17 protein-coding genes are annotated in these 21,029 nt (G+C 68.6%); 10 read left to right on the top strand and 7 right to left on the bottom strand.

Translation table 11 applies throughout. From position 1 onward, the window contains the following. Nucleotides 1-127 precede the first annotated feature (127 nt). From ACZ1DY_RS36425 to ACZ1DY_RS36400, 6 genes are all read left to right on the top strand, one after another. On the top strand, nucleotides 128-2,113 hold the full coding sequence (locus ACZ1DY_RS36425) for an acetyl/propionyl/methylcrotonyl-CoA carboxylase subunit alpha (RefSeq protein ID WP_465482397.1): 1,986 nt from the start codon (nucleotides 128-130) through the stop codon (nucleotides 2,111-2,113). Then, nucleotides 2,110-3,264, top strand: a complete 1,155-nt coding sequence (locus tag ACZ1DY_RS36420) for an acyl-CoA dehydrogenase family protein (protein WP_465482396.1) — start codon at nucleotides 2,110-2,112, stop codon at nucleotides 3,262-3,264. Before ACZ1DY_RS36425 ends, ACZ1DY_RS36420 begins: the two co-directional genes overlap by 4 nt. Nucleotides 3,265-3,397: 133 nt before the next feature. Next, on the top strand, nucleotides 3,398-4,165 hold the full coding sequence (gene map, locus ACZ1DY_RS36415) for a type I methionyl aminopeptidase (protein ID WP_465482395.1): 768 nt from the start codon (nucleotides 3,398-3,400) through the stop codon (nucleotides 4,163-4,165). Nucleotides 4,166-4,174: 9 nt separating this feature from the next. Next, complete coding sequence (locus tag ACZ1DY_RS36410; RefSeq protein WP_125673904.1) at nucleotides 4,175-4,681, top strand: GNAT family N-acetyltransferase; 507 nt, start codon at nucleotides 4,175-4,177, stop codon at nucleotides 4,679-4,681. 86 nt (nucleotides 4,682-4,767) lie between these two features. After that, nucleotides 4,768-5,631 carry an SDR family oxidoreductase gene (locus tag ACZ1DY_RS36405; protein ID WP_038508730.1) on the top strand — a complete coding sequence of 288 codons (864 nt, stop codon included), beginning with the start codon at nucleotides 4,768-4,770 and terminating at the stop codon, nucleotides 5,629-5,631. A gap of 117 nt (nucleotides 5,632-5,748) precedes the next feature. Continuing rightward, entirely contained in the window at nucleotides 5,749-6,804 is a 1,056-nt protein-coding gene (locus ACZ1DY_RS36400; RefSeq protein ID WP_465482394.1) for an alpha/beta fold hydrolase, read from the top strand. Between the two features lie 48 nt (nucleotides 6,805-6,852). Here ACZ1DY_RS36400 and ACZ1DY_RS36395 read toward each other — a convergent pair whose 3' ends face one another. The 4 genes from ACZ1DY_RS36395 to ACZ1DY_RS36380 form a co-directional block, all read right to left on the bottom strand. Beyond that, nucleotides 6,853-8,061: an acyl-CoA dehydrogenase family protein gene (locus tag ACZ1DY_RS36395; RefSeq protein ID WP_007033833.1), complete on the bottom strand. Its 1,209-nt coding sequence runs from the start codon at nucleotides 8,059-8,061 to the stop codon at nucleotides 6,853-6,855. A gap of 18 nt (nucleotides 8,062-8,079) precedes the next feature. After that, on the bottom strand, nucleotides 8,080-9,375 hold the full coding sequence (locus ACZ1DY_RS36390; protein WP_257489893.1) for an acyl-CoA dehydrogenase family protein: 1,296 nt from the start codon (nucleotides 9,373-9,375) through the stop codon (nucleotides 8,080-8,082). Nucleotides 9,376-9,485: 110 nt separating this feature from the next. Further along, nucleotides 9,486-10,709 (bottom strand): low temperature requirement protein A, encoded by a 1,224-nt coding sequence (locus ACZ1DY_RS36385; protein ID WP_465482393.1) that lies wholly within the window; start codon nucleotides 10,707-10,709, stop codon nucleotides 9,486-9,488. Between the two features lie 38 nt (nucleotides 10,710-10,747). Beyond that, nucleotides 10,748-11,935 carry a TetR/AcrR family transcriptional regulator gene (locus ACZ1DY_RS36380; RefSeq protein WP_465482392.1) on the bottom strand — a complete coding sequence of 396 codons (1,188 nt, stop codon included), beginning with the start codon at nucleotides 11,933-11,935 and terminating at the stop codon, nucleotides 10,748-10,750. Nucleotides 11,936-12,080: 145 nt separating this feature from the next. Between ACZ1DY_RS36380 and ACZ1DY_RS36375 the strand changes: the two genes are divergently transcribed. Together ACZ1DY_RS36375 and ACZ1DY_RS36370 are read left to right on the top strand one after the other, a co-directional pair. Continuing rightward, entirely contained in the window at nucleotides 12,081-13,292 is a 1,212-nt protein-coding gene (locus ACZ1DY_RS36375) for an acetyl-CoA C-acetyltransferase (RefSeq protein ID WP_126735691.1), read from the top strand. A gap of 10 nt (nucleotides 13,293-13,302) precedes the next feature. Beyond that, the gene (locus ACZ1DY_RS36370; RefSeq protein ID WP_465482391.1) at nucleotides 13,303-15,474 is read left to right on the top strand and encodes a 3-hydroxyacyl-CoA dehydrogenase NAD-binding domain-containing protein; all 2,172 of its coding nucleotides are present in this window, start codon (nucleotides 13,303-13,305) and stop codon (nucleotides 15,472-15,474) included. Nucleotides 15,475-15,550: 76 nt separating this feature from the next. Here ACZ1DY_RS36370 and ACZ1DY_RS36365 read toward each other — a convergent pair whose 3' ends face one another. The 3 genes from ACZ1DY_RS36365 to ACZ1DY_RS36355 all read right to left on the bottom strand — a co-directional run bounded on the left by ACZ1DY_RS36365 (nucleotide 15,551) and on the right by ACZ1DY_RS36355 (nucleotide 19,504). Continuing rightward, complete coding sequence (locus ACZ1DY_RS36365) at nucleotides 15,551-17,653, bottom strand: MMPL family transporter (RefSeq protein ID WP_465482390.1); 2,103 nt, start codon at nucleotides 17,651-17,653, stop codon at nucleotides 15,551-15,553. 109 nt (nucleotides 17,654-17,762) lie between these two features. After that, entirely contained in the window at nucleotides 17,763-18,431 is a 669-nt protein-coding gene (locus tag ACZ1DY_RS36360; RefSeq protein WP_465482389.1) for a response regulator, read from the bottom strand. Next, nucleotides 18,428-19,504, bottom strand: coding sequence for a sensor histidine kinase (locus tag ACZ1DY_RS36355; protein ID WP_465482388.1), 1,077 nt, complete (start codon nucleotides 19,502-19,504; stop codon nucleotides 18,428-18,430). Before ACZ1DY_RS36355 ends, ACZ1DY_RS36360 begins: the two co-directional genes overlap by 4 nt. An 84-nt stretch (nucleotides 19,505-19,588) precedes the next feature. On the opposite strand from ACZ1DY_RS36355, the gene ACZ1DY_RS36350 reads away from it, so the two are divergent. Continuing rightward, on the top strand, nucleotides 19,589-20,146 hold the full coding sequence (locus ACZ1DY_RS36350; protein ID WP_465482387.1) for an ArsR/SmtB family transcription factor: 558 nt from the start codon (nucleotides 19,589-19,591) through the stop codon (nucleotides 20,144-20,146). Further along, a complete protein-coding gene (locus ACZ1DY_RS36345; protein WP_465482386.1) occupies nucleotides 20,139-21,026 on the top strand; it encodes an SRPBCC domain-containing protein in 888 nt (295 codons plus the stop codon). The genes ACZ1DY_RS36350 and ACZ1DY_RS36345 overlap by 8 nt, the downstream gene beginning before the upstream one ends. Nucleotides 21,027-21,029 lie beyond the last annotated feature (3 nt).

Raw genomic sequence — 21,029 nt, 5'->3', positions numbered from 1 at the left:
GCCGTCCGGAGGACTCGCGAACGTGGAGGCGGGCCGCCCTGGACACACGACTTGAGTTCCACTCACCAACGAGCGGCCTGGCTACGCGTTCGCGATCGCGCGCCGCCGGAAAACACAGGATGTGAGCATGTTCGACACGGTTCTGGTCGCCAACCGCGGGGAGATCGCGGTCCGCGTGATCCGCTCGCTGCGGGGGCTCGGCATCCGTTCGGTCGCGGTGTACAGCGACGCGGACGCCGACGCCCGCCACGTCCGGGAGGCGCACACCGCCGTCCGCATCGGCCCGGCCGAAGCGGCGAAGAGCTATCTGTCCATCCCGGCGATCGTCCAGGCGGCGCTCGACACGGGTGCGCAGGCGGTCCACCCCGGCTACGGCTTCCTCGCGGAGAACGCGGAATTCGCGCGTGCCTGCGCCGACGCCGGCCTGGTCTTCATCGGCCCGCCGGTCGAGGCCATCGACGCCATGGGCGACAAGATCCGCGCCAAGGCGACGGTGTCCAAGGCCGGGGTCCCGGTCGTGCCTGGTGCGTCCGATGTGGACATTCCCGAAGGCGGTTTCGCCGCCGCCGCGGAGAAGGTCGGGTTCCCGCTGCTGCTCAAGCCGTCCGCCGGTGGTGGCGGAAAGGGTATGCGGCTGGTCAACGAACTGTCCGAACTGGACGCGGCCGTCGAGTCCGCGCGCCGCGAGGCCAAGAGCTCGTTCGGCGACGACACGCTGCTCATGGAGCGGTTCGTCACCACGCCGCGCCATATCGAGATCCAGGTGCTCGCCGACACACACGGCAACGTGATCCACCTCGGCGAGCGTGAGTGCAGTCTTCAGCGGCGGCACCAGAAGATCATCGAAGAGGCGCCGTCCGTGCTCCTCGACGAAGCGACGCGTGCGAAGATGGGCGCGTCCGCGGTCGAGGCCGCGCGCTCGGTGGGTTACGTCGGCGCGGGGACGGTCGAGTTCATCGTGTCGGCCACCGCGCCCGACGAGTTCTTCTTCATGGAGATGAACACCCGGCTGCAGGTCGAGCATCCGGTGACCGAGCTGGTCACCGGGCTGGATCTCGTGGAGTGGCAGGTCAAAATCGCCGCGGGTGACGTGCTCTCCGTGGCGCAGGACGACGTCCGGCTGGACGGTCACGCCGTCGAAGCCCGCGTCTACGCCGAAGATCCCGCTCGTGGTTTCATCCCGACGGGTGGCACCGTGCTCGCGGTCCACGAGCCGTTGGGTGAAGGCGTGCGCGTCGACTCGTGGATGAGCGAGGGCGCGGTCATCGGCTCGAACTACGACCCGATGCTGGCCAAGGTCATCGCCTGGGGCCCGGACCGCGCGGCCGCCCTGCACCGGCTCGATCTGGCGCTCGCGGACACCGCGCTGCTCGGCGTCGGCACCAATGTCGCCTTCCTGCGCGGGCTCCTCGCCGACGGCGACGTCCGCGACGGCAAGCTCGACACCGGCCTCGTCGACCGGCGACTGTCCACTTTGGTCTCCGAGGAGGTGCCGCCGGAGTTCTTCGTGGCGGCAGCGCTCGACAGGCTGCTTTCCCTGCAGCCACAGGGATCCGTCATCGATCCGTGGGACGTGCCGGACGGCTGGCGGCTCGGCGGGTCCGGCGGGATCGACTTCGCGTTGAAGTCGGGAAGCTCCGAAGCCGTCGTGCGGGTGCAGGGCACGCCGGCAAACGCTCTCGTGAGTGTCGACGGCGCCGAGCCGGTCCGGGTTTCCGCCCGGCGCGACGGAGATCTGCTGGAAGTCCGACATCCCACCGGTTTCCACCGCTACCGGCATGCCGCCGGGGCCGGGCGGACGGTGTGGCTCGCGCGGGACGGCCACAGCTTCGCGATCGGCGAGCGCGAGCGGCTGCGCTCGGCCGCCGGTGCCGCGGGCGGCGCCGGACCGGTCACCAGCCCGATGCCCGGGACCGTGCTGGTGGTCAAGGCCGCCGCCGGTGACGTGGTGAGCGCCGGAACGCCGCTCGTGGTCGTCGAGGCGATGAAGATGGAGCACACGATCACCGCGCCGATCGACGGTGTGGTCAGCGAACTCCCCGTCCGAGCGGGCCAACAGGTCGCGCTGGACGAGACGGTAGCCGTCGTGACACCCCAAAAGGATGAGCAATGATCGACTTTCGGCTGGATGACGAGTACGAGGCGCTGCGCAAGACGGTCGAGGAATTCGCGCGTTCCGAGGTCGCCCCGGTCATCGGCGACCTCTACGAGCGGGAGGAATTCCCGTACGAGATCGTCGCGAAGATGGCCGAGATGGGCCTGTTCGGCCTGCCCTTCCCCGAGCAGTACGGCGGCATGGGCGGCGACTACTTCGCGCTCTGCCTGACGCTGGAGGAGTTGGCGCGCGTCGATTCTTCGGTCGCGATCACCGTCGAGGCCGGTGTTTCCCTCGGCGCCATGCCGATCTATCGGTTCGGCACCGAGGAGCAGAAGGAGAAGTGGCTCCCGGAGCTGTGCGCCGGCACCGCGCTCGGCGCGTTCGGCCTCACCGAACCCGGCGGTGGTTCGGACGCGGGCGCCACCCGAACCCGCGCGAAACTCGACGGCGACACCTGGCTGATCAACGGCAGCAAATCGTTCATCACCAACTCCGGCACCGACATCACGAAACTGGTCACGGTCACCGCCGTCACCGACGTGAAAGAGAACGGGCGCAAGGAGATCTCGGCGATCATCGTCCCGTCCGGCACCCCGGGTTTCGCCGTCGCGCCGAAGTACTCCAAGGTCGGCTGGAACTGCTCGGACACGCACGAGCTCTCGTTCGACGACGTCCGTGTCCCGGCCGAGAACCTGGTCGGCGAACGCGGCCGGGGGTACGCCCAGTTCCTGTCCATTTTGGACGAAGGCCGGGTGGCGATCGCCGCGCTGAGCGTCGGGCTCGCGCAGGGTTGCGTCGACGAATGCCTGCGGTACGTCAAGGAACGTGAGGCGTTCGGGCACAAGATCGGCGAGTACCAGGCGATCCAGTTCAAGATCGCCGACATGGAGGTGCGCACGCACACCGCGCGGTTGGCGTACTACGCGGCGGCGTCGAAGATGCTGCGCGGCGAGCCGTTCAAGAAGGAGGCGTCGATCGCGAAGCTCGTCGCGTCGAACGCGGCCATGGACAACTCGCGCGACGCGACGCAGATCTTCGGCGGGTACGGCTTCATGAACGAGTTCCCGGTGAGCCGGTTCTACCGGGACGCGAAGATCCTGGAGATCGGGGAAGGGACCTCGGAGGTGCAGCGGATGCTGATCGCGCGGCACCTCGGCGTCGCCTGACCCGTAACTCGCGTGATCGGAGCCGTAACTCGCGTGCTTGAAGCCGGTCCGGCTCTGATCACGCGAGTTACGGCTTCAAGCACGTGAGTTACGCCTTGACGCACGCAATAACTATACCGGTATAGTTATTGGCATGGTCGAGCTGAAATCCGTCGCCGAGCTGGACGTCATGCGCGAGTCCGGTCGTGTCGTGGCGCAGACGTTGCGAGCGGTGAAAGAGGCGTCCGCGATCGGCGTGAGCCTGAAAGAGCTGGACGACGTCGCCGCGCAGGTGATCAGGGACGCCGGTGCGAAACCGTCGTTCCTCCACTATCAGCCGCATTCCGCTCCGACGCCGTTTCCCGCCGTGATCTGCGCGAGCGTCAACGACGCCGTCGTCCACGGCATCCCGTCCGACTATCGCCTGCGTGACGGCGACCTGGTCAGCATCGACGCCGGCGCCTACATCGACGGCTGGCATGGCGACGCGGCGATCAGTTATGTCGTCGGCGAGGCCGACCCCGCCGACCTCGAACTCATCGCGACCACCGAACGCGCGCTGGCCGCGGGGGTCGCCGCCGCCCAGGCGGGAAGCACGATGGGCGACATCTCCCATGCTGTCGGCACGGTCGGACGCGAAGCGGGCTACGGCCTTCTCTTGCACCACGGCGGTCACGGGATCGGCCGCAGCATGCACGAGGACCCGCATCTGCCGAACGAGGGCAAGCCTGGGCGCGGCATGCGGCTCAGACAGGGGCTGGTGCTGGCGATCGAGCCGATGTTCATCGCCGACGGCCGCGACGGCTACCGCATCGACGACGACGGCTGGACGCTGCGCACCGTACGCGGCGCCAGGGCCGCGCACGTCGAGCACACCGTCGCGATCACCACAGAAGGTCCGCGCGTCCTCACGATGTTGTAGAACGGAAGAATGAGCGATTTCATCATCCGTCAGGGTGGTTCTGGGGACTTCCAAACGTTGCTGGACATGTTCGACGAGGTCGTCGCGTGGCTGGCCTCGCGTGGCAGCGAGGGGCAGTGGGGGAGCGAGCCGTGGTCCACGATCCCGAAACGCGTCGAGCGGGTCCGCGGGATGGCCGACGGGCCGGGGCTGTACATCGCCGAGATCGACGGCCAGGCGGCCGGGGCGATCATCCTCGGTGACCGCTTCCCGCATGTCTCGCCGGTCGACGAGCCGGAGATCTACATCGGCCTGCTGCTGACCTCGCGCCGGTTCACCGGCCACCGCGTCGGCTCGCGGCTCATCGAGTTCGCGCTGGCCGAGGCGCGGGAACGCGGTATCGGCCTGGTGCGGGTCGATTGCTGGGCCGGTGGCGACGGCGACCTGCAGCGCTACTACGAGAGCCAGGGCTTCAAGCCGACGGAACGCTTCGACGTCAAGGGCTGGATCGGGCAGGTGTTCGAGCAGCGGCCGTAGGACTGGCGTCCTCCCGGCTTCCGGTGCACCATAGTTGACACAACGCCAACAGTGCCCCGGACAGTGCAGTCGCAGAGGAGACCGGCATGGCCAAGCGTGAACGTTCCCTGGCAGGCAAGGTCGTCGTGATCACCGGAGCGGCGCAGGGCATCGGGGCCAGCACCGCGACGGCGCTGTCCCGGCTCGGCGCCAAGGTGGTCATCGGCGACCTGGACCAGGTCCTCGCCGAGAAGACCGCCGCCGAACTGGGCGCGGAGGCGCTGCCGCTCGATGTCACCGACACCAAGGGCTTCACCGAGTTCCTCGACGAGGTCGAGCGGCGCGTCGGCCCGATCGACGTGCTGATCAACAACGCGGGCATCATGCCGCTCGCGCCGCTCGACGAAGAGGACGACGCGGCGACCCGCAGGCTGCTCGAGATCAACCTGCACGCCGTCATCCACGGCACCAGGGAGGCCGTGAAACGGATGCGCCCGCGTGGCACCGGCCACATCGTCAACATCGCCTCGATGGCGGGAAAGGCCGGTTTCCCCGGCGCCGCCACCTACTGCGCCACGAAACACGCCGTCGTCGGCCTGTCGGAATCGGTGCACCTGGAATTACACGGGACGGGCGTGCTGGTGTCCTGTGTGATGCCCGCGGTGGTGCGCACGGAACTGGCCAGCGGCCTGGGCGAGGCGAAGTTCTTCAAATCGGTGCAGCCGGAAGATGTGGCGCAGGCCATTGTCGATGCGTTGCGCCGTCCCAAGTTCGACGTCTTCGTTCCCGCATCGCTGGACGCCATGGGCAGGATCACACGGCTGCTTCCGCGCCGCCTCGGCGAGGGACTGCTCCGCGCGCTCGGCGGCGACAAGATTCTGTCCTCCGCAACGCATTCCAGTGCTCGCGCGGAGTACGAATCGCGTGCCGCGCGGAGTGCTCCGGCGGCGGAAAAGGGTGCCGATTCTTAACTCGTACGGCCTAGCCACTGTCCGAAATGGACCAGCTGTGACGGCCGGGGTGTTGAGTCGTGCGCTCCCAGGCGGCAAGATTACGTCTTACCGCGTTGATTCCCCAGGAGGCACCCCATGGCCACACCCCCGGCACGGCTCGCCGCCGCCGCGTCGAACGTCGTCGGGAAGGTGCTGCACGGTGGTGTCGCCGATCTTCGCCCGGTGCCGCGCGTCCTGATCGACCAGGGCCCGAATCGCTCGCTCTACCGGCTGACCAACGGCAAGGAGCCCCAGACCGGTCCGCCGGTGCTGCTGGTGCCGCCGCTGGCCGCGCCCGCGCTGTGCTTCGACCTGCGCCGCGGCTGCAGCCTCGCCGAGCACCTGGTCGAGGGCGGCCGCAACACCTACCTCGTCGACTACGGGAACGTCGCGTTCTCGGACCGGCGCCTCGGTATCGAGCACTGGATCGAGGAGGTGCTCCCGCGCGCCATCCGCAAGGTCAGCGAGGATTCCGGCGGCCAGGGCGTGCACGTCGTCGCCTGGTGCCTCGGCGGGATCTTCTCGTTGCTGACCACCGCCGACCAGCCCGATCTGCCGATCGAATCGATCGCGACCATCGCGTCGCCGTTCGATTTCACCGCGATCCCGCTGATCGCCCCGTTCCGCCCGCTGGTGGACCTCACCGGCGGCCACCTGCTGACCCCGTTCTACCGGGCGCTCGGCGGCGCACCGTCCTATTTGGTCAGCCGGGTCTTCCGGGCGACCGGGATCAGCAAGGAGATCACCAAACCCCTTGCCATCCTGAAGAATCTCGACGACCGGGACTACCTGGCGCAGATCGAGGCCGTCGACCACTTCATGGACAACATGATCGCCTACCCCGGGCGGACGTTCGGCCAGATCTACCACCGGTTCTTCCGCGCCAACGATCTCGCCGAGGGCACGGTCGACCTCAACGGCCGCATCATCGCGCTGTCCGGGGTCAAGGTGCCGACGCTGGTCATCGCCGGGCAGAACGACACGATCGCCCCGCGCGCGGCCGTCGAACGGCTCACCGACCTGCTGGACAACTCGCCGTCGGTGACCTTCGAGACCGCGCCAGGCGGTCACCTGGGCGTCCTCACCGGCCGGAAGGCGCGCGGGACCACGTGGCGCTACCTCGACCGTTTCCTGGACGAACAGACCTCGTGAGTGGCTAGGACGGTTAGAACCGTCCTAGCCACTCACGAGGCCCACGGCTTACTTGAGCTCCGCGCTCGTCTTACCCAAAATCCGGCGCGCCACGATCAGCTGCTGGATCTGTTGCGTGCCTTCGAAGATGTCCAGGATCTTCGCGTCCCGGCTCCACTTCTCCAGCAGCGATTCCTCGGTGTAGCCCAGGGTTCCGGCCAGCTCGACGCATTTCAGCGTGATCTCGACGACCGACCGGCCGGCCTTCGCCTTGGCCATCGAGGCCTGCAGCGAGTTCGGCTTGCGGTTGTCGGCCATCCACGCCGATTCCATGGTCAGCAGGTATGCCGCTTCGTAGTCGGCCTCCAGCTGCAGGAATGTCGCCGCCGCGGCGTGCTGGCTGTGGACGGGCTTGTCGTAGTCGATCGTCACCCCGGCGTCGGTGAGGATCTTCCGGGTCTCTTCCAGCGCCGCGCGGGCGACACCGATGGCCATGGCGGCGACGAGCGGACGGGTGTTGTCGAAGGTCTGCATGACCCCGGCGAACCCCTTGGCGGTGTCGATCTCCGGCGTGCCGAGGAGATTTTCCTTGGGCACACGCACGTTCTCGAACCGCAGCACGGCGGTGTCGGAGGCGCGGATGCCGAGCTTGTGCTCGACTCGCACCACCTCGAAGCCGGGCGTCCCCTTCTCGACGACGAACGACTTGATCGCCGCGCGGCCCTTCGTCTTGTCCAGGGTGGCCCAGACGACGACGGCGTCCGCGCGCTCGCCCGCGGTCACGAAGATCTTCTCGCCGTTGATCACGTACTCGTCGCCGTCCAGCCGCGCGGTCGCGGTGATCGCGGCGGAGTCCGAGCCGCAGTCCGGCTCGGTGATCGCCATCGCGGCCCACAGCCCGGAGAACTTCTTGAGCTGTTCGTCCGTGGCGACCGAGCCGATGGCGGCGTTGCCGAGCCCCTGACGCGGCATGGACAGCAGCAGACCGACGTCACCCCAGCACATCTCGATCGTGCCGAGCACGATGTTGAGGTTGGAACCGTTGCGGTTGCCCGGTTTCTCGTTCTTCTCCGACCGGCGCACACCCGCCGCGCCCGCACCGCCCTCGCCGGAGGAGTTCAGCCCGTCCAGCAGCGCGGCGAACATGTCGAGCTCGGCCGGATAGGTGTGCTCGGCGCGGTCGTACTTGCGCGAGATCGGCCGGAACACCTCGGCCGCGGCCTGGTACGCCTGGTTGATCAGCGTGCCGGCCTTCTTCGGAACCTCAAGGTTGATCATGATTGCCTTTCGAAAGTCCTAGAGAAGGACGGCGCCTTCCATGACGCCGATCGCGCGGAGGTCGCGGTACCAGCGTTCGACCGGGTGCTCCTTGACGAATCCGTGTCCGCCGAGCAGCTGCACGCCGGCGCTGCCGATCTGCATTCCCTTGTCGGCGGCCAGTTTCCGGGCCAGCGCGACCTCGCGGGCGTACGGCTTGCCCTGTTCGGCGCGGGAAGCGGCGCGGAGCGTGACCAGCCGCAGCCCTTCCAGCTCGATCGCGATGTCGGCCACCGAGAACGCGACGGCCTGCCGGTGGCTCACCGGTTCGCCGAACGCCTTGCGCTCGTTGACATACGGCACCACGTAGTCGAGGACGGCCTTCGCGGTACCGGCGGCCAGCGCCGCCCAGCCGAGCCGCGAGAGCCGGACGACCTCGGTGAAGACCTCGGCCTTGCCGCCGCCGAGCAGCGCCCCGGCGGGCAGCGCGACCTTCTCCAGGTGCAGCTTCCCGGTCGCCGCGCCGCGCAGGCCCATCGCCGGTTCGGACTCGATGGTGACGCCCGAGTTGGACGACTCCACGAGGAACAGTGCGGGACCCCGGCCTTCGAGATCGGCCGAGACGATGAACAGCTCGGCGTCCGCGGCCCGCGGGACCAGCGACTTCACGCCGTCGAGCTGGTAGCCCTTCGGGGTGCGCCGGGCCTTGGTCGCGGGCTTGAACGGGTCGAACAGCGCGGTGCGCTCCTGCAGCGCGAGCGCCGCGGCCGGGACGTTCTCGCCGACGAACGCGGGCAGGTAGTCCGCCTGCTGCTGCTCGTCGCCGTAGGACACCAGCGCGGTGCTGACCGCGGACGGCGCGAGCACCGCGACCGCCAGGCCGAGGTCGCCGTGCGCGAGAGCCTCGGCGACCAGCGCGTTGGTGACCACCGACCGCTCGGTGCCGACCCCGCCCAGCTCCTCGGGGATGCCGACGAGCGTGATGCCGAGTTCGGCGGCGCGGCTCAGCAGGCCCTCGGGCGCGTGGAGCTTCGCGTCGGCGTCGGCCGCGGCGGGCCGCAGCTGTTCGGCCGCGAACTCCGTCACGGTCTCGACGATGAGCTGCTGGTCCTCACTCGGGGTGAGGTCGAACAGTCCGGTGTCCTCCGCAGGCGCGAGCCGCGCGGGTTTGCCGAGCTTCTGTGCGGATTTGAAGGTCCGTCCCGCCGCGCCCGCGACCCGGAAGCCGTTGCGCGTCCCGGCACTGACCAGGTTCTGCACGGGCTTCCGAAGTCCGGCCCGTTCAATGACCTTGCTCCCGGCCAGCCGGGTGAGCGCGGACAGGCCAAGGCCCATCGCGTCTCGTTTCCTAGGCGCACCCACGGTGAGTCTCCCTGCCTCGCTTACCTACTCGTGAGTAGGTTAACTCCCCTCGGGCGGATGCGCTACCACGGGGGAGGCGAACGTCACGCCGGTGAGTGATTCCGGGGATCGGCGAGCCCAGGATTACTCAAGATCTTGCGCCTCTCGAAGACGACGAGACCCACCGTCGCCAGCGCCACCACTCCGACCAGCACGATCGCCGGCACCAGCTCCAGTAGCGGCGTCGCCGCCAGCAGGACCACCGCGAGCACCAGCCGTTGGACGTTCCACGAGCCCAGGTTCCGCCGCCGCAGCCCGCTCAACGCGGTCAGGTACAGCGCGAGCCCGCCGGTGAGCGCCCAGATCGGGGTCCCGTGAAGGCCGTCGGCGAGGCTGTGGTGCGCGGTGTCGGACACGTACAGCAGCGACTTCTTCAGCCCGAGCGCCACGAGCACGATCCCGGCGATGAGTGGCAGGTGCAGGAACGTGTACGTGTCCGTCCCGATCCGCACCCGCTCGACACCGTCCGCGCGCTTCAGGTTGTGTTCGGAGACGTGCGCGACGACGGCGAAGTACATCCACCACATCGCCGAAGCGAGCGTGAGCCCGAAGACGGCGGCCAGCGTGATCGGCCAGGACATCGGGTACGAGCTGATCCCGATGCCGATCGCCACGATCGATTCGCCGAGCGCGATGATCACGATCAGCCCGAATCGCTCGGCGAAGTGGCCGGGCTGGTGCAGCCGCCAGTCCGACGACCGGGTCCGGAAGACGTTGACGTAGTCGGCGAGCAGCGCGACGGCCCAGATGCCGAGCTGCACCCAGCCGGAGAAGAACGCGGCGACGGTCAGCAGCGCGACGCTCGGCAGCAGCCCGACGAACATCTTCATGACGGTCTTGCGCAGCTTGGGGTCGGTCCGTGCGGCACCGAAGTACGCGGTCAGGTGCAGCAGCCGGACGAGGAAGTAGCAGCCGACGAACATCAGCGGCGCGTACAGGCCGCCGGGCAGGTCGGTGAACGCCTCCGGGATGGTCAGCGAGACCAGGAACATCGTCCCCATCGCGGCGAACATCGCCAGCTGGGCGATACCGCGGTCGACGTGCAGGGTGTTGGCCAGCCAGGCGTAGGCGCACCAGCACCACCACAGCACGGCGATCATCGCGACGCCCTGCCCGATGCCGAGCGGGGTGAGGTGATCGGCCATCAGCTGTGTGGTCTGGGTGATGGCGTAGACGAAGACCAGGTCGAAGAAGAGTTCCAGCGTGGTGACCTTGTGGTCTTCTTCCCTGGTCACCAGATGCAGGCCGCGTTTCTTGGGCACGCGCATATCGTGCCCGTCACGCCTTCGCGGGACACGGGAGTTTGCTAAGAGCTGACTTTCAGGACTGCGTGCGTCAGCGTGGTCAGCTCGGCCTCGAAGTTCGGGCGGCCGTTGACGCGCCGGGTGCGCGCGAGGTCGTTCGCGATGGTCAGCGCCGCGTGCACGGTGATCTTCACTTCGCGCAGGCTCAGTTCCGGATGGACTTCCGACGTCAGCGCGATCCAGCGCGCGACGTAGTCCCGCTGGACCCGGATCAGGTCCGCCTTGTCGCGTTCCGGCAGCTCCATGGGGCTGCCGGAGAACGACACCAGCAGTTCGGGCGTGTGCAGCAAGGTATGCACATAGGACGCCGCGAGCCTGCGGAGCGCGTCGCGTTCGTCGCCGGTCCGCAACGCGCGTTCCGCGGCGAGCGCCAGGCGGTCGGCCGCTCGATGCCCGATCGCCACCATCAGCGCGGCCTTGCTGGGGAAGTGCCGGTACACGCTCGGCCCGGCGATCCCGGCGGCCGCGCCGATCTCCTCCATGCTCACCGAACGGAAGCCGCGTTGCCCGAACAGTTCCGTCGCGGCGGCGAGGATCTGCTCGCGGCGGGACGGTTCACCGAGCGCGAGCGACGGCGTCTCCTCCGGCGGCTCCGAGGGCTCGGGGAGTGTGACATGCAGCACCGACTCTGCCAGCTGCACCAGGATCTGCGCGAAGCGTTTCTTCGCCACGGACGTGTGATGCACGGAGACGCTGCCGAACACGCTCAGCCCCGCCCAGCACAGCAGCTCGGCGTCGCCGGGGGCCAGTTCGGGACGCAACGCGAGCAGCGCCTTCGACCACGCTTCGAGCACCGCGCCCGACCGGCGGCGGATCTCGCGCCGTTCCTCCCGGGGCAGATGCCTGCCCTCCCAGCGCCACAGCGCGGCGACCTCACGCCGCTCCACCGCCTGCGCGGCGAGGGTGCCCAAAAGGGCGTTGACCTGGGCGGGGACGGGGAGGCCGTCGGCGAGCGTCTCGGTGGTGGCCGCCTCCATGTCGTCGATGCCGGAGAGCACGACGTAGGACAGCACGGCCTGCTTGTCCGCGAAATGCCGGTACAGCGCCGGCCCGGTGATCCCGGCCGCGGCGGCGATGTCGTTGATGCCGACACCGTGGAACCCGCGGGCGCGAAACAGCTCCGCGGCGAGGCCTGCCAGCTGGGCCTTGCGGTCGCGCGGTCGGGTCGAGCGCTCGGTCGGGTGATCCATAGGTGAACACACGATAGCGCCGGTTGCGTGCATCGCAACCCATTGACACCATGGGGTTATCGCGGTTTATGTTAATCGGCATTAGCATGGCTACCGGCCGGTACGTTTCACCCCTGATACAGCGCCGTACGCGGAGGAGTTTTCTGTGAGTAGCGAGGCCTACATCTACGAGGCGATCCGTACGCCTCGCGGCAAGAACAAGGGCGGTGCCCTCCACGGCACCAAGCCGGTCGATCTCGTGGTCGGCCTCATCGAGGAACTGAAGGTCCGGCACCCGAACCTCGACCCCGCCGTGATCGACGACATCGTCCTCGGCGTGGTGTCCCCGGTCGGCGAGCAGGGCGCCGTGATCGCGCGCACCGCCGCGCTGAACGCGGGCCTGCCGCAGTCGGTCGCCGGCGTCCAGCTGAACCGCTTCTGCGCCTCCGGCCTCGAAGCCACCAACACCGCCGCCCAGAAGGTGCGTTCCGGCTGGGACCAGCTGATCATCGCCGGCGGTGTCGAGTCGATGTCGCGCGTGCCGATGGGCTCCGACGGCGGCGCGCTGTTCATGGACCCGGCCACCGCGTACGACAACTACATCGTCCCGCAGGGCACCGGCGCCGACCTGATCGCGACCATCGAGGGCTTCTCCCGCGAGGACGTCGACGCGTGGGCCGTGCGCTCGCAGGAGAAGGCCGAAGCGGCCTGGTCCGGCGGCTACTTCGCGAAGTCCGTCGTCCCGGTGAAGGACATCAACGGCGTCACGATCCTCGACCACGACGAGCACCGTCGCCCCGGTAGCACCATCGAGGGCCTCGGCAAGCTCAAGCCCGCCTTCGCCGGCATCGGTGAGCTGGGCGGCTTCGACGCCGTCGCGCTGCAGAAGTACCACTCGGTCGAGAAGATCGACCACGTCCACACCGGCGGCAACTCGTCCGGCATCGTCGACGGCGCCGCGCTGGTCCTGGTCGGCAACGAGCAGATCGGCAAGGACTTCGGCCTGACCCCGCGCGCCCGCATCGTGGCGACCGCGACCGTCGGCTCCGAGCCCACGATCATGCTCACCGGCCCGACCCCGGCCACCGAGAAGGTCCTCAAGATCGCCGGCCTCACCCCGGACGACATCGACCTGTGGGAGCTGAACGAGGCCTTCGCCTCGGTCGTCCTCAAGTGGATCAAGGACCTGCACCTCGACGAGGAGAAGGTCAACGTCAACGGCGGCGCCATCGCGATGGGGCACCCGCTGGGCGCCACCGGCGCGATGCTGGTCGGCACCGTCGTCGACGAGCTGGAGCGCCGTCAGGCGCGCCGCGCCCTGGTCACCCTGTGCATCGGCGGCGGCATGGGCGTCGCGACCATCATCGAGCGGGTCTGAGGAAGAGACAATGACTGAAGCGAAGACCATCCGCTGGGAGCAGGACGCCGACGGCATCGTCGTGCTCACCCTGGACGACCCGAAGCAGTCCGCCAACACGATGAACGCCGACTTCCGCGAGTCGCTCGGCGTCGTCGTCGACCGCCTGGAGGCGGAGAAGGACAGCATCACCGGTGTCGTCCTGACCTCGGCCAAGAAGACCTTCTTCGCCGGCGGCGACCTGAACGACCTGATCCAGGCCAAGCCGGAGAACGCGGCCGAGATCACCGAGAGCAGCGGCCTGATGAAGGGCCAGATGCGCCGGCTCGAGCAGCTGGGCAAGCCGGTCGTGGCCGCCATCAACGGCGCCGCGCTCGGCGGCGGCCTCGAACTCGCGCTCGCGACGCACCACCGCATCGCCGCCGACGTCAAGGGCAGCCAGATCGGCCTCCCCGAGGTCACCCTCGGCCTGCTCCCCGGCGGCGGTGGCATCGTCCGCACCGTGCGCCTGCTGGGCATCCAGAGCGCGCTGCTGAACGTGCTGCTGCAGGGCCAGCGCCACCGCCCGGCCAAGGCCAAGGAGCTCGGCCTCGTGCACGAGCTGGTCGGCACCGTCGAGGAGCTGGTCCCGGCCGCGAAGGCGTGGATCAAGGCCAACCCCGAGGGCGGCGTGCAGCCGTGGGACGTCAAGGGCTACAAGATCCCGGGCGGCACCCCGTCGAACCCGAGCTTCGCGGCGAACCTGCCCGCGTTCCCGGCGAACCTGCGCAAGCAGATCAAGGGCGCCAACATGCCCGCCCCGCGCGCGATCCTCGCCGCGGCCATCGAGGGTTCGCAGGTCGACTTCGACTCCGCGATCACCGTCGAGACCCGCTACTTCGTCAGCCTCGCCACCGGCCAGGTCTCGAAGAACATGACGAAGGCGTTCTTCTTCGACCTGCAGAGCATCAACTCCGGCGGCTCGCGGCCGGAGGGCTTCGAGAAGTACACCGCCAAGAAGGTCGGCGTCGTCGGCGCGGGCATGATGGGCGCCGCGATCGCGTACGTCTCGGCGAAGGCCGGCATCGACGTCGTGCTCAAGGACGTCACCCTCGAAGGCGCGGAAAAGGGCAAGGGCTACGCGGTCAAGCTGGAGGAGAAGGCACTCTCCCGCGGCAAGACCACGCAGGAGAAGTCCGACGCGCTGCTCGCCAAGATCAAGCCGACCGACAAGGCGGAGGACTTCGCCGGCGTCGACTTCGTGATCGAGGCCGTCTTCGAGAGCGTCGAGCTGAAGCACAAGGTGTTCCAGGAGATCGAGGGCATCGTCAACCCCGACGCCGTGCTCGGTTCCAACACCTCCACGCTGCCGATCACCGCGCTCGCCGAGGGTGTCCAGCGGAGCGAGGACTTCATCGGGATCCACTTCTTCTCGCCGGTGGACAAGATGCCGCTGGTCGAGATCATCTGCGGTGAGAAGACCTCGCCCGCCACGCTGGCGAAGGTCTTCGACTACACCCTGCAGATCAAGAAGACCCCGATCGTCGTCAACGACAGCCGCGGCTTCTTCACCTCGCGCGTCATCGGCACGTTCCTCAACGAGGCCGTCGCCGCGCTGGGCGAGGGGGTCGAGCCAGCCTCGATCGAGCAGGCCGGTTCGCAGGCCGGGTACCCGGCCCCGCCGCTGCAGCTGATGGACGAGCTGACCCTGACGCTGCCGCGCAAGATCCGCAAGGAGACCCGCGAAGCGATCGAGGCCGCCGGCGGCACCTGGAACGCGCACGCGTCCGAGGGTGTCATCGACCGGATGGTGGAGGAGTTCGACCGCAAGGGCCGCTCCACCGGCTCGGGCTTCTACGACTACGACGAGTCGGGCAAGCGGACCGGTCTCTGGCCGGGTCTGCGCGACGCGTTCAAGTCGGGCAGCGCCGAGGTTCCCTTCGAGGACCTCAAGGAGCGCATGCTGTTCGCCGAGGCGCTCGAGACCGTGAAGTGCTTCGACGAAGGTGTGCTCACCACCGTCGCGGATGCCAACATCGGCTCGATCTTCGGCATCGGTTTCCCGGCGTGGACCGGTGGTGTCATCCAGTACATCAACCAGTACGAGGGTGGCCTGCAGGGCTTCGTCGACCGGGCTCGTGAGCTGGCGGAGCGCTACGGCGACCACTTCACCCCGCCCGCTTCGCTGGTCGAGAAGGCCGCGAAGGGCGAGATCTACGAGTAAGCCGCTTCACCCGCTTTAGCGTGTTAGGAACGGTCCTTTCCTTGCGAATTTCGCGAGGAAAGGACCGTTCCTTGTATCAGCGGGCCGACGGTTCCAGCGCCACGTGCGGCAGCCGCCGGTCCAGCCACCGCGGCAGCCACCAGGCGCGTTCCCCGAGTAACCGCATCACCGCGGGCACCACGAGACAGCGGATCACGAACGCGTCCACCAGCACCGCGACCGCCAGCCCGAGACCGAACTGCGCCAGCATCCGGTCGGGGTTGAGCAGGAACGCCCCGAACACCACGATCATGATCGCCGCCGCGGCCGTGATCACCCCGCCGGTGGAGGCGAGTCCCTCACGGACCGCGTGGCGCGCGTCGCCGGTGCGCCGCCATTCTTCGTGCATCCGGGAAACGAGGAACACCTCGTAGTCCATGGAAAGCCCGAACACGATCGCGAAGATCAGCACCGGCACGAACGCTTCGATCGGCCCAGGCTGCGCTCCGAACAGGCCGTCGCCGAACACCGCCGTCATCACCCCCAGCGCGGCGCCGATGCTCAGCAGGTTCAGCAAGGCCGCTTTGAGCGGGATCAGGATCGAGCGGAACACGACCATCAGCAGCAACGCCGACAGCCCGACGACCACCAGCACGAACAGCGGCAACCGGTCACCGACGGCGTCCGCGAAGTCCACCGCCGCCGCGACACTCCCGCCGACCAGGTACTTGCCCGGCAGGCCCGGCAACACCTCCGTCCGCAACCGTTCCACCAGCTCGGCGGTCGCCGCGTCCTGCGGCGACGACGTGGGGAAGGCGAGAACCGTCGTGACGCCCTGCCCCATTGGCGGTGTCACCTCAGCGATTCCTGGTGTGGCTTCGAGTTTCCGTTGTAGGGCGGCACCATCGCCGTTCTCGGTGACCACGATCAACGGCTCGCTGAACCCGGGACCGAAACCCTCCGCCATCAGGTCGTAGGCCTGCCGCGTGGTCGAGGTCTCCGGATCCGTGCCAGAGTCGGCGAATCCGAGGCGCATGCCGAGCGCCGGCAAGGAAAGACCGATCAGGACGAGCAGCCCGATCGCGAGCGGCACCATCGGCCGTCGTTGGACCGCGTCCCCGAGCTTGCCCCAGGCCCTGCCGTGTTCCCGTTTCGAGGCGTGCTTCCGGATGCCCTTTTCCAAGCGGCGGCCGAAAAGGGACAGCAGCGCGGGTAGCAGGGTGATCGAGGCGAGCATCGTCACGAGCACGGTCAGCGCCACGGCGAGGGCGACCCCGCGCAGCGAACCGAGACCCAGTGCGAGCAGACCGAGCAGCGCGATGATCACCGTGCCGCCGGCGAACAGCACCGATCGTCCCGCGGTGTCCAGCGCCCGCCGCGCCGCCTGCTCGCGGTCGAGGCCGGCCAGGATTTCGCCGCGATAGCGGGAAAAGATGAGCAGCGCGTAGTCCACGCCGACGCCGAACCCGACCAGCATCATCAGCGGTGCCGTGTAGCTCGCGATGTCGACGAACCTGCTCACGAGCACGATCACGCCGAGGGTGCTGCCGACGGCGAAGATCGCCGTGATCACCGGAAGCCCGGCGGCGAGGATCGAGCGGAACAGGAAGACGAGGATCACGAGCGCGGCCAGCAACCCGACGCCTTCCGACGGGCCGCCGCCCCCGCCGGTCCGCTTGATCGGGTCGCCGCCCAGTTCGACCTGGAGCCCGGCGGACTCCGCCTTCTTCGCGGTGTCGACGACACGCACGATGTCGTCGTACGGCAGATCCTTCGACTCGAGGTCGAAGGCGACCGCCGCGTAACCGATCGTGCCCTCGCGCGAGATTGCCGTCGGGCTGTCGAAAGGGCTCGTCACCGCCTTCACGTGCGGCTGGTTCCGGACTTCGGCGAGCATCCGGTCGATCGGGCCGCGTGCGGTCGCGAGGCCGCCCTCGGTCTTGAAGACGATCTCGGCCGTCGCGCCGGTCCGCGCCGGAGCCTGTGCCTTGAACAGGTCCATGATCTGCTGGGATTCGGTGCCCGGCAAGGAATGGTCGTCGTGGTACGCGCTGCCCGCCGCCTGTGAGCCCAGCGTGACACCGACGAGGGTGAGCAGCCAAAGCGAAACGGCGAGCCAGCGATGACGCTGCGACCAGCCCGCCAGCTTCGAGAGCGCGCCCCCAGGCGGCTGTCTCGGGGAAAGAGTGATGGTGTCCATGGCGGAAAGCATCGGCTTTCCCGGCCCGCATATCGTCGGGCTCCGGCGGGCACTCCGGACGCAACTTCTGGGTACCCCTAAGGCACCTCCCGTACTACCGGGGTTGTGGTCACGGGGTCAACCAGCGAGGGGTGACCATGCCCGATTCGTAGGCGAGCACGACGAGCTGGGCGCGATCACGGACGTCCACCTTGGTCATGATCCGGCTGACGTGCGTCTTCGCCGTCGCCGGGCTGAGCACGAGTTCCTTCGCGATCTCGTCGTTGGACAGGCCGGCCGCGACCAGGCTCATCACCTCGCGTTCCCGTTCGGTGAGCCGGTTCAGGGTGGGCGAGGGGGCGGGCCGGTCCACCCGGCAGGCGAATTCGGCGATCAGGCGGCGGGTGATCGACGGCGCGAGCAACGCGTCGCCCCTGGCGACCACGCGGACGCCGTGGATCAGCTCCTCCGGTTCGGTGTCCTTGACCAGGAACCCGCTGGCGCCCGCGCGCAACGCGCCGTAGACGTCCTCGTCCAGGTCGAAGGTGGTCAGGATGACGACCTTGATCCCGGTCAGCGCCGGGTCTTCGAGCAGGTGCCGGGTCGCGGTGAGCCCGTCCATCCCGGGCATCCTGATGTCCATCAGGACTACGTCGGGCCGGTGTTCGTGCGCGGCTTGGAGGGATTCGCGGCCGTCGGCCGCTTCGGCGACCACGGTGATGTCCGCTTCACCGTCCAATATGGACTTGAATCCGGCGCGCACCAGCCGCTGGTCGTCGACGAGCAGGACGCGGATCATTTCTTCACCCGCAGGGGAAGCCGGGCGCGCACCCGGAAACCGCCGTCTTCGCGCGCGGCCGCGACGAGCTCGCCGCCGAGTGCCTCGGCCCGTTCGGTCATGCCGCGGATGCCGTTGCCCGGTTCCGCGGGGCCGCCCCGGCCGTCGTCGTCGATCTGCACGGACACATCATGGGGCGTGTAGCCGATCCGCACCACGACGGTGTTCGCGGCGGCGTGGCGCGTGACGTTGGTCAGCGCCTCCTGGACGACCCGGAAGGCGGCGTGCTCGACGTCGGGCGGCAGTTCCGTGGCCGTGCCGTCGATCTCGGTCCGGACGGTCAGCCCGTGCGCGCCCGCCGACTCGGCGAGCTCGGCGACCCTGGCCAGGCTGGGGGTGTCCGCCTGCCGCAGCATGCCCAGGGTGGCGCGGAGTTCGCGCAACGCTTCCTTGCTGGTCTGTTTGATCGTGGTCAGCGCCTCCTCGGATTTCGCCGGATCCCCGCCGTGCAGGGCCGCCCCCGCCTGGACGTTGATGAGCGCCAGGTTGTGGCCGAGGACGTCGTGCAGTTCGCGCGCGATCCGGAGCCGCTCGTCCGTGGCCCTTCGCCGCGCCTCGGCCTCCTTCGTGCGTTCGGCTTCGCGGCGGTAGTACGTCACCGCGCCGACCGCGACCAGTGCGATGAACCAGCCCGCCATCAGCAGGAACGCGAAGTCGTCCACCTGCCGCGCGGCGCCGGCCCGCGCCTCGCCGATCGCGACGCCGCCCATCGAGGCCGCCGCGACGACCGCCGCGCTGCGGATCCGCCCGGTCGAGGCGGTGTTGTACAGCGCGAAGGCGAACGCGAGCAGCACGAATCCGTCGGGGTCGGTCTGCGGGTAGTAGATCGCGCAGCAGACCGCGGTGAAGATCGCGACGGGAAGCGGATACCGGCGGCGCAGGAACAGCGCCGCGCAGGCGAGGATCACGCAGACCCAGCCGACGACCGCGTTGCGCGGTGCTTCCGCGCCGTCCCCGAGCGAGGCCACGACGGAACCCGCGATCACCGCCGCGGTGACCGCGATGTCCGCCGCGTACCGCCGCAGGATCGCCACACGACGAGAGTAGCGCGATCCGGCTCGATTGACAAAATAGATTTTTACGTTCAAACTGATTTTTGTGATCAAGGGTGTGGCGCCGTGAGGGACGTGGAGTACCTGGAGCGGCTGGAACAGGCGGAGGCGTTGCTGAAACCGCAGCGGGTGGACGTGCTGCGGCAGCTGGCCGAGCCGCGGTCCTGCACCGAGGTGGCGGCGGCGCTGGATCAGACGCCGCAGCGGGTCTATTACCACGTGAAGCGACTGGTGGAAGCCGGTCTCGTGAAGCAGGTGTCGGAGCGGAAGGTGCGCGCCGTCAGTGAGGGTGTGTACCAGGCGACCGCCCGGTCGTACTGGTTGTCGCCGGGGCTGGTGGGACGGCTCGGCCCGCGGGCGGCGCGGGACGAGCTGAGCCTGGGCTATCTGGTGGACCTCATGGAAGAGGTCCAGGCGGACGTCGCCGCGCTCGACCGGGCCGCGCCGGAACTGCCGTCGATCGGTGTCGCCGGCGAGATCCGGGTCGAGCCGGAGCGGCGTCAGGAGTTCCTCGACGAACTGAAGACCACTTTGCAGGATCTGTTCACCCGCTACGGCGGAGCGGAAGGCGACGCCTTCAAGCTCGCCTTGGCCTGTTACCCGAAGGGAAACTCCCGTGACTGAACCGATGAGGTTCGAGGTGCGCCTGCGCGCGCCGATCGAGAAGGTCTGGCACGCGCTGACCGATCCCGGGGCCATGCGCGCGTGGCTTTCCGAACACGCGGAGGTCGACTTGCCGTCCCGGTACGAGTTCTGGGGCCGCTACACGCCGGAAGGCGATCGCCCGCGCCAGCGGCTGCTGTCGGCCGAGGACAACGTCCTGCGGTTCGCCTGGACCCTCGGCGGGAAGGAGACCGTCGTCGAGATCGCGCTGACGGAGGACGGGGACGAGACGTCCTTGTCGTTCAGTCAGAGCGGTCTGCCGGATTACGCCACGATGCTCGCCGACCCGTATTCGTCGCTCAGCCTGATGCACACGTTCTGGGCGCTTTCGGTCGCGAACCTCGTCGACCACGTCGAAGGACGGCCGCCCATCGCGCGCTGCGATCTCACTTCCCCGCTGATGAGCGAAGAAGTGCGGATCGACGCGCCCCGAGGGGAGGTCTACTCCTCGATCGCCGACCCCGGCGTGTTCACCCGCTGGTTCGGCGCCCGGATCGAGGCGGAGACCCATGTCGGCGGCCGCTGGGCGATGGGGTCGCTGGACAAGGACCCGGATCCGGCGAAGATCGTCGATCTGGTGCCCGGCTCCAAGATGTCGCTCGCCTACCAGGACGGTGTCGTCGCCTCCTGGGAACTCGAGGACTCAGATGGCGGTACGAAGCTGACCTTCGTCCAAAGTGGATTCGCGGACGAGAAGCCGCCATACGGCATGTGGATGGGCTGGCTCAGCGGTTTGGCGGAACTGCGCAGGTTCCACGAGCTCGACTCGTGGCGCTCGTCGTGGGTCGACGTCCACCTGGAGGGAACACCCGACGGGCTCATCACCCTGGATGGCAAGTAGGAG

The organism is Amycolatopsis sp. PSD-21, assembly GCF_055561455.1.
This window is presented reverse-complemented; position numbering and strand designations above follow the sequence as displayed.

Excerpts from the sequence above, each read along its gene's own strand:
- ACZ1DY_RS36370 (WP_465482391.1), top strand. The coding sequence starts at position 13,303 with ATGACTGAAGCGAAGACCATCCGCTGGGAGCAGGACGCCGACGGCATC.
- ACZ1DY_RS36365 (WP_465482390.1), bottom strand. The coding sequence starts at position 17,653 with ATGGACACCATCACTCTTTCCCCGAGACAGCCGCCTGGGGGCGCGCTC.
- map (WP_465482395.1), top strand. The coding sequence starts at position 3,398 with ATGGTCGAGCTGAAATCCGTCGCCGAGCTGGACGTCATGCGCGAGTCC.
- ACZ1DY_RS36395 (WP_007033833.1), bottom strand. The coding sequence starts at position 8,061 with ATGATCAACCTTGAGGTTCCGAAGAAGGCCGGCACGCTGATCAACCAG.
- ACZ1DY_RS36390 (WP_257489893.1), bottom strand. The coding sequence starts at position 9,375 with ATGGGCCTTGGCCTGTCCGCGCTCACCCGGCTGGCCGGGAGCAAGGTC.
- ACZ1DY_RS36425 (WP_465482397.1), top strand. The coding sequence starts at position 128 with ATGTTCGACACGGTTCTGGTCGCCAACCGCGGGGAGATCGCGGTCCGC.
- ACZ1DY_RS36410 (WP_125673904.1), top strand. The coding sequence starts at position 4,175 with ATGAGCGATTTCATCATCCGTCAGGGTGGTTCTGGGGACTTCCAAACG.
- ACZ1DY_RS36420 (WP_465482396.1), top strand. The coding sequence starts at position 2,110 with ATGATCGACTTTCGGCTGGATGACGAGTACGAGGCGCTGCGCAAGACG.
- ACZ1DY_RS36385 (WP_465482393.1), bottom strand. The coding sequence starts at position 10,709 with ATGCGCGTGCCCAAGAAACGCGGCCTGCATCTGGTGACCAGGGAAGAA.
- ACZ1DY_RS36405 (WP_038508730.1), top strand. The coding sequence starts at position 4,768 with ATGGCCAAGCGTGAACGTTCCCTGGCAGGCAAGGTCGTCGTGATCACC.
- ACZ1DY_RS36380 (WP_465482392.1), bottom strand. The coding sequence starts at position 11,935 with ATGGATCACCCGACCGAGCGCTCGACCCGACCGCGCGACCGCAAGGCC.
- ACZ1DY_RS36400 (WP_465482394.1), top strand. The coding sequence starts at position 5,749 with ATGGCCACACCCCCGGCACGGCTCGCCGCCGCCGCGTCGAACGTCGTC.
- ACZ1DY_RS36360 (WP_465482389.1), bottom strand. The coding sequence starts at position 18,431 with ATGATCCGCGTCCTGCTCGTCGACGACCAGCGGCTGGTGCGCGCCGGA.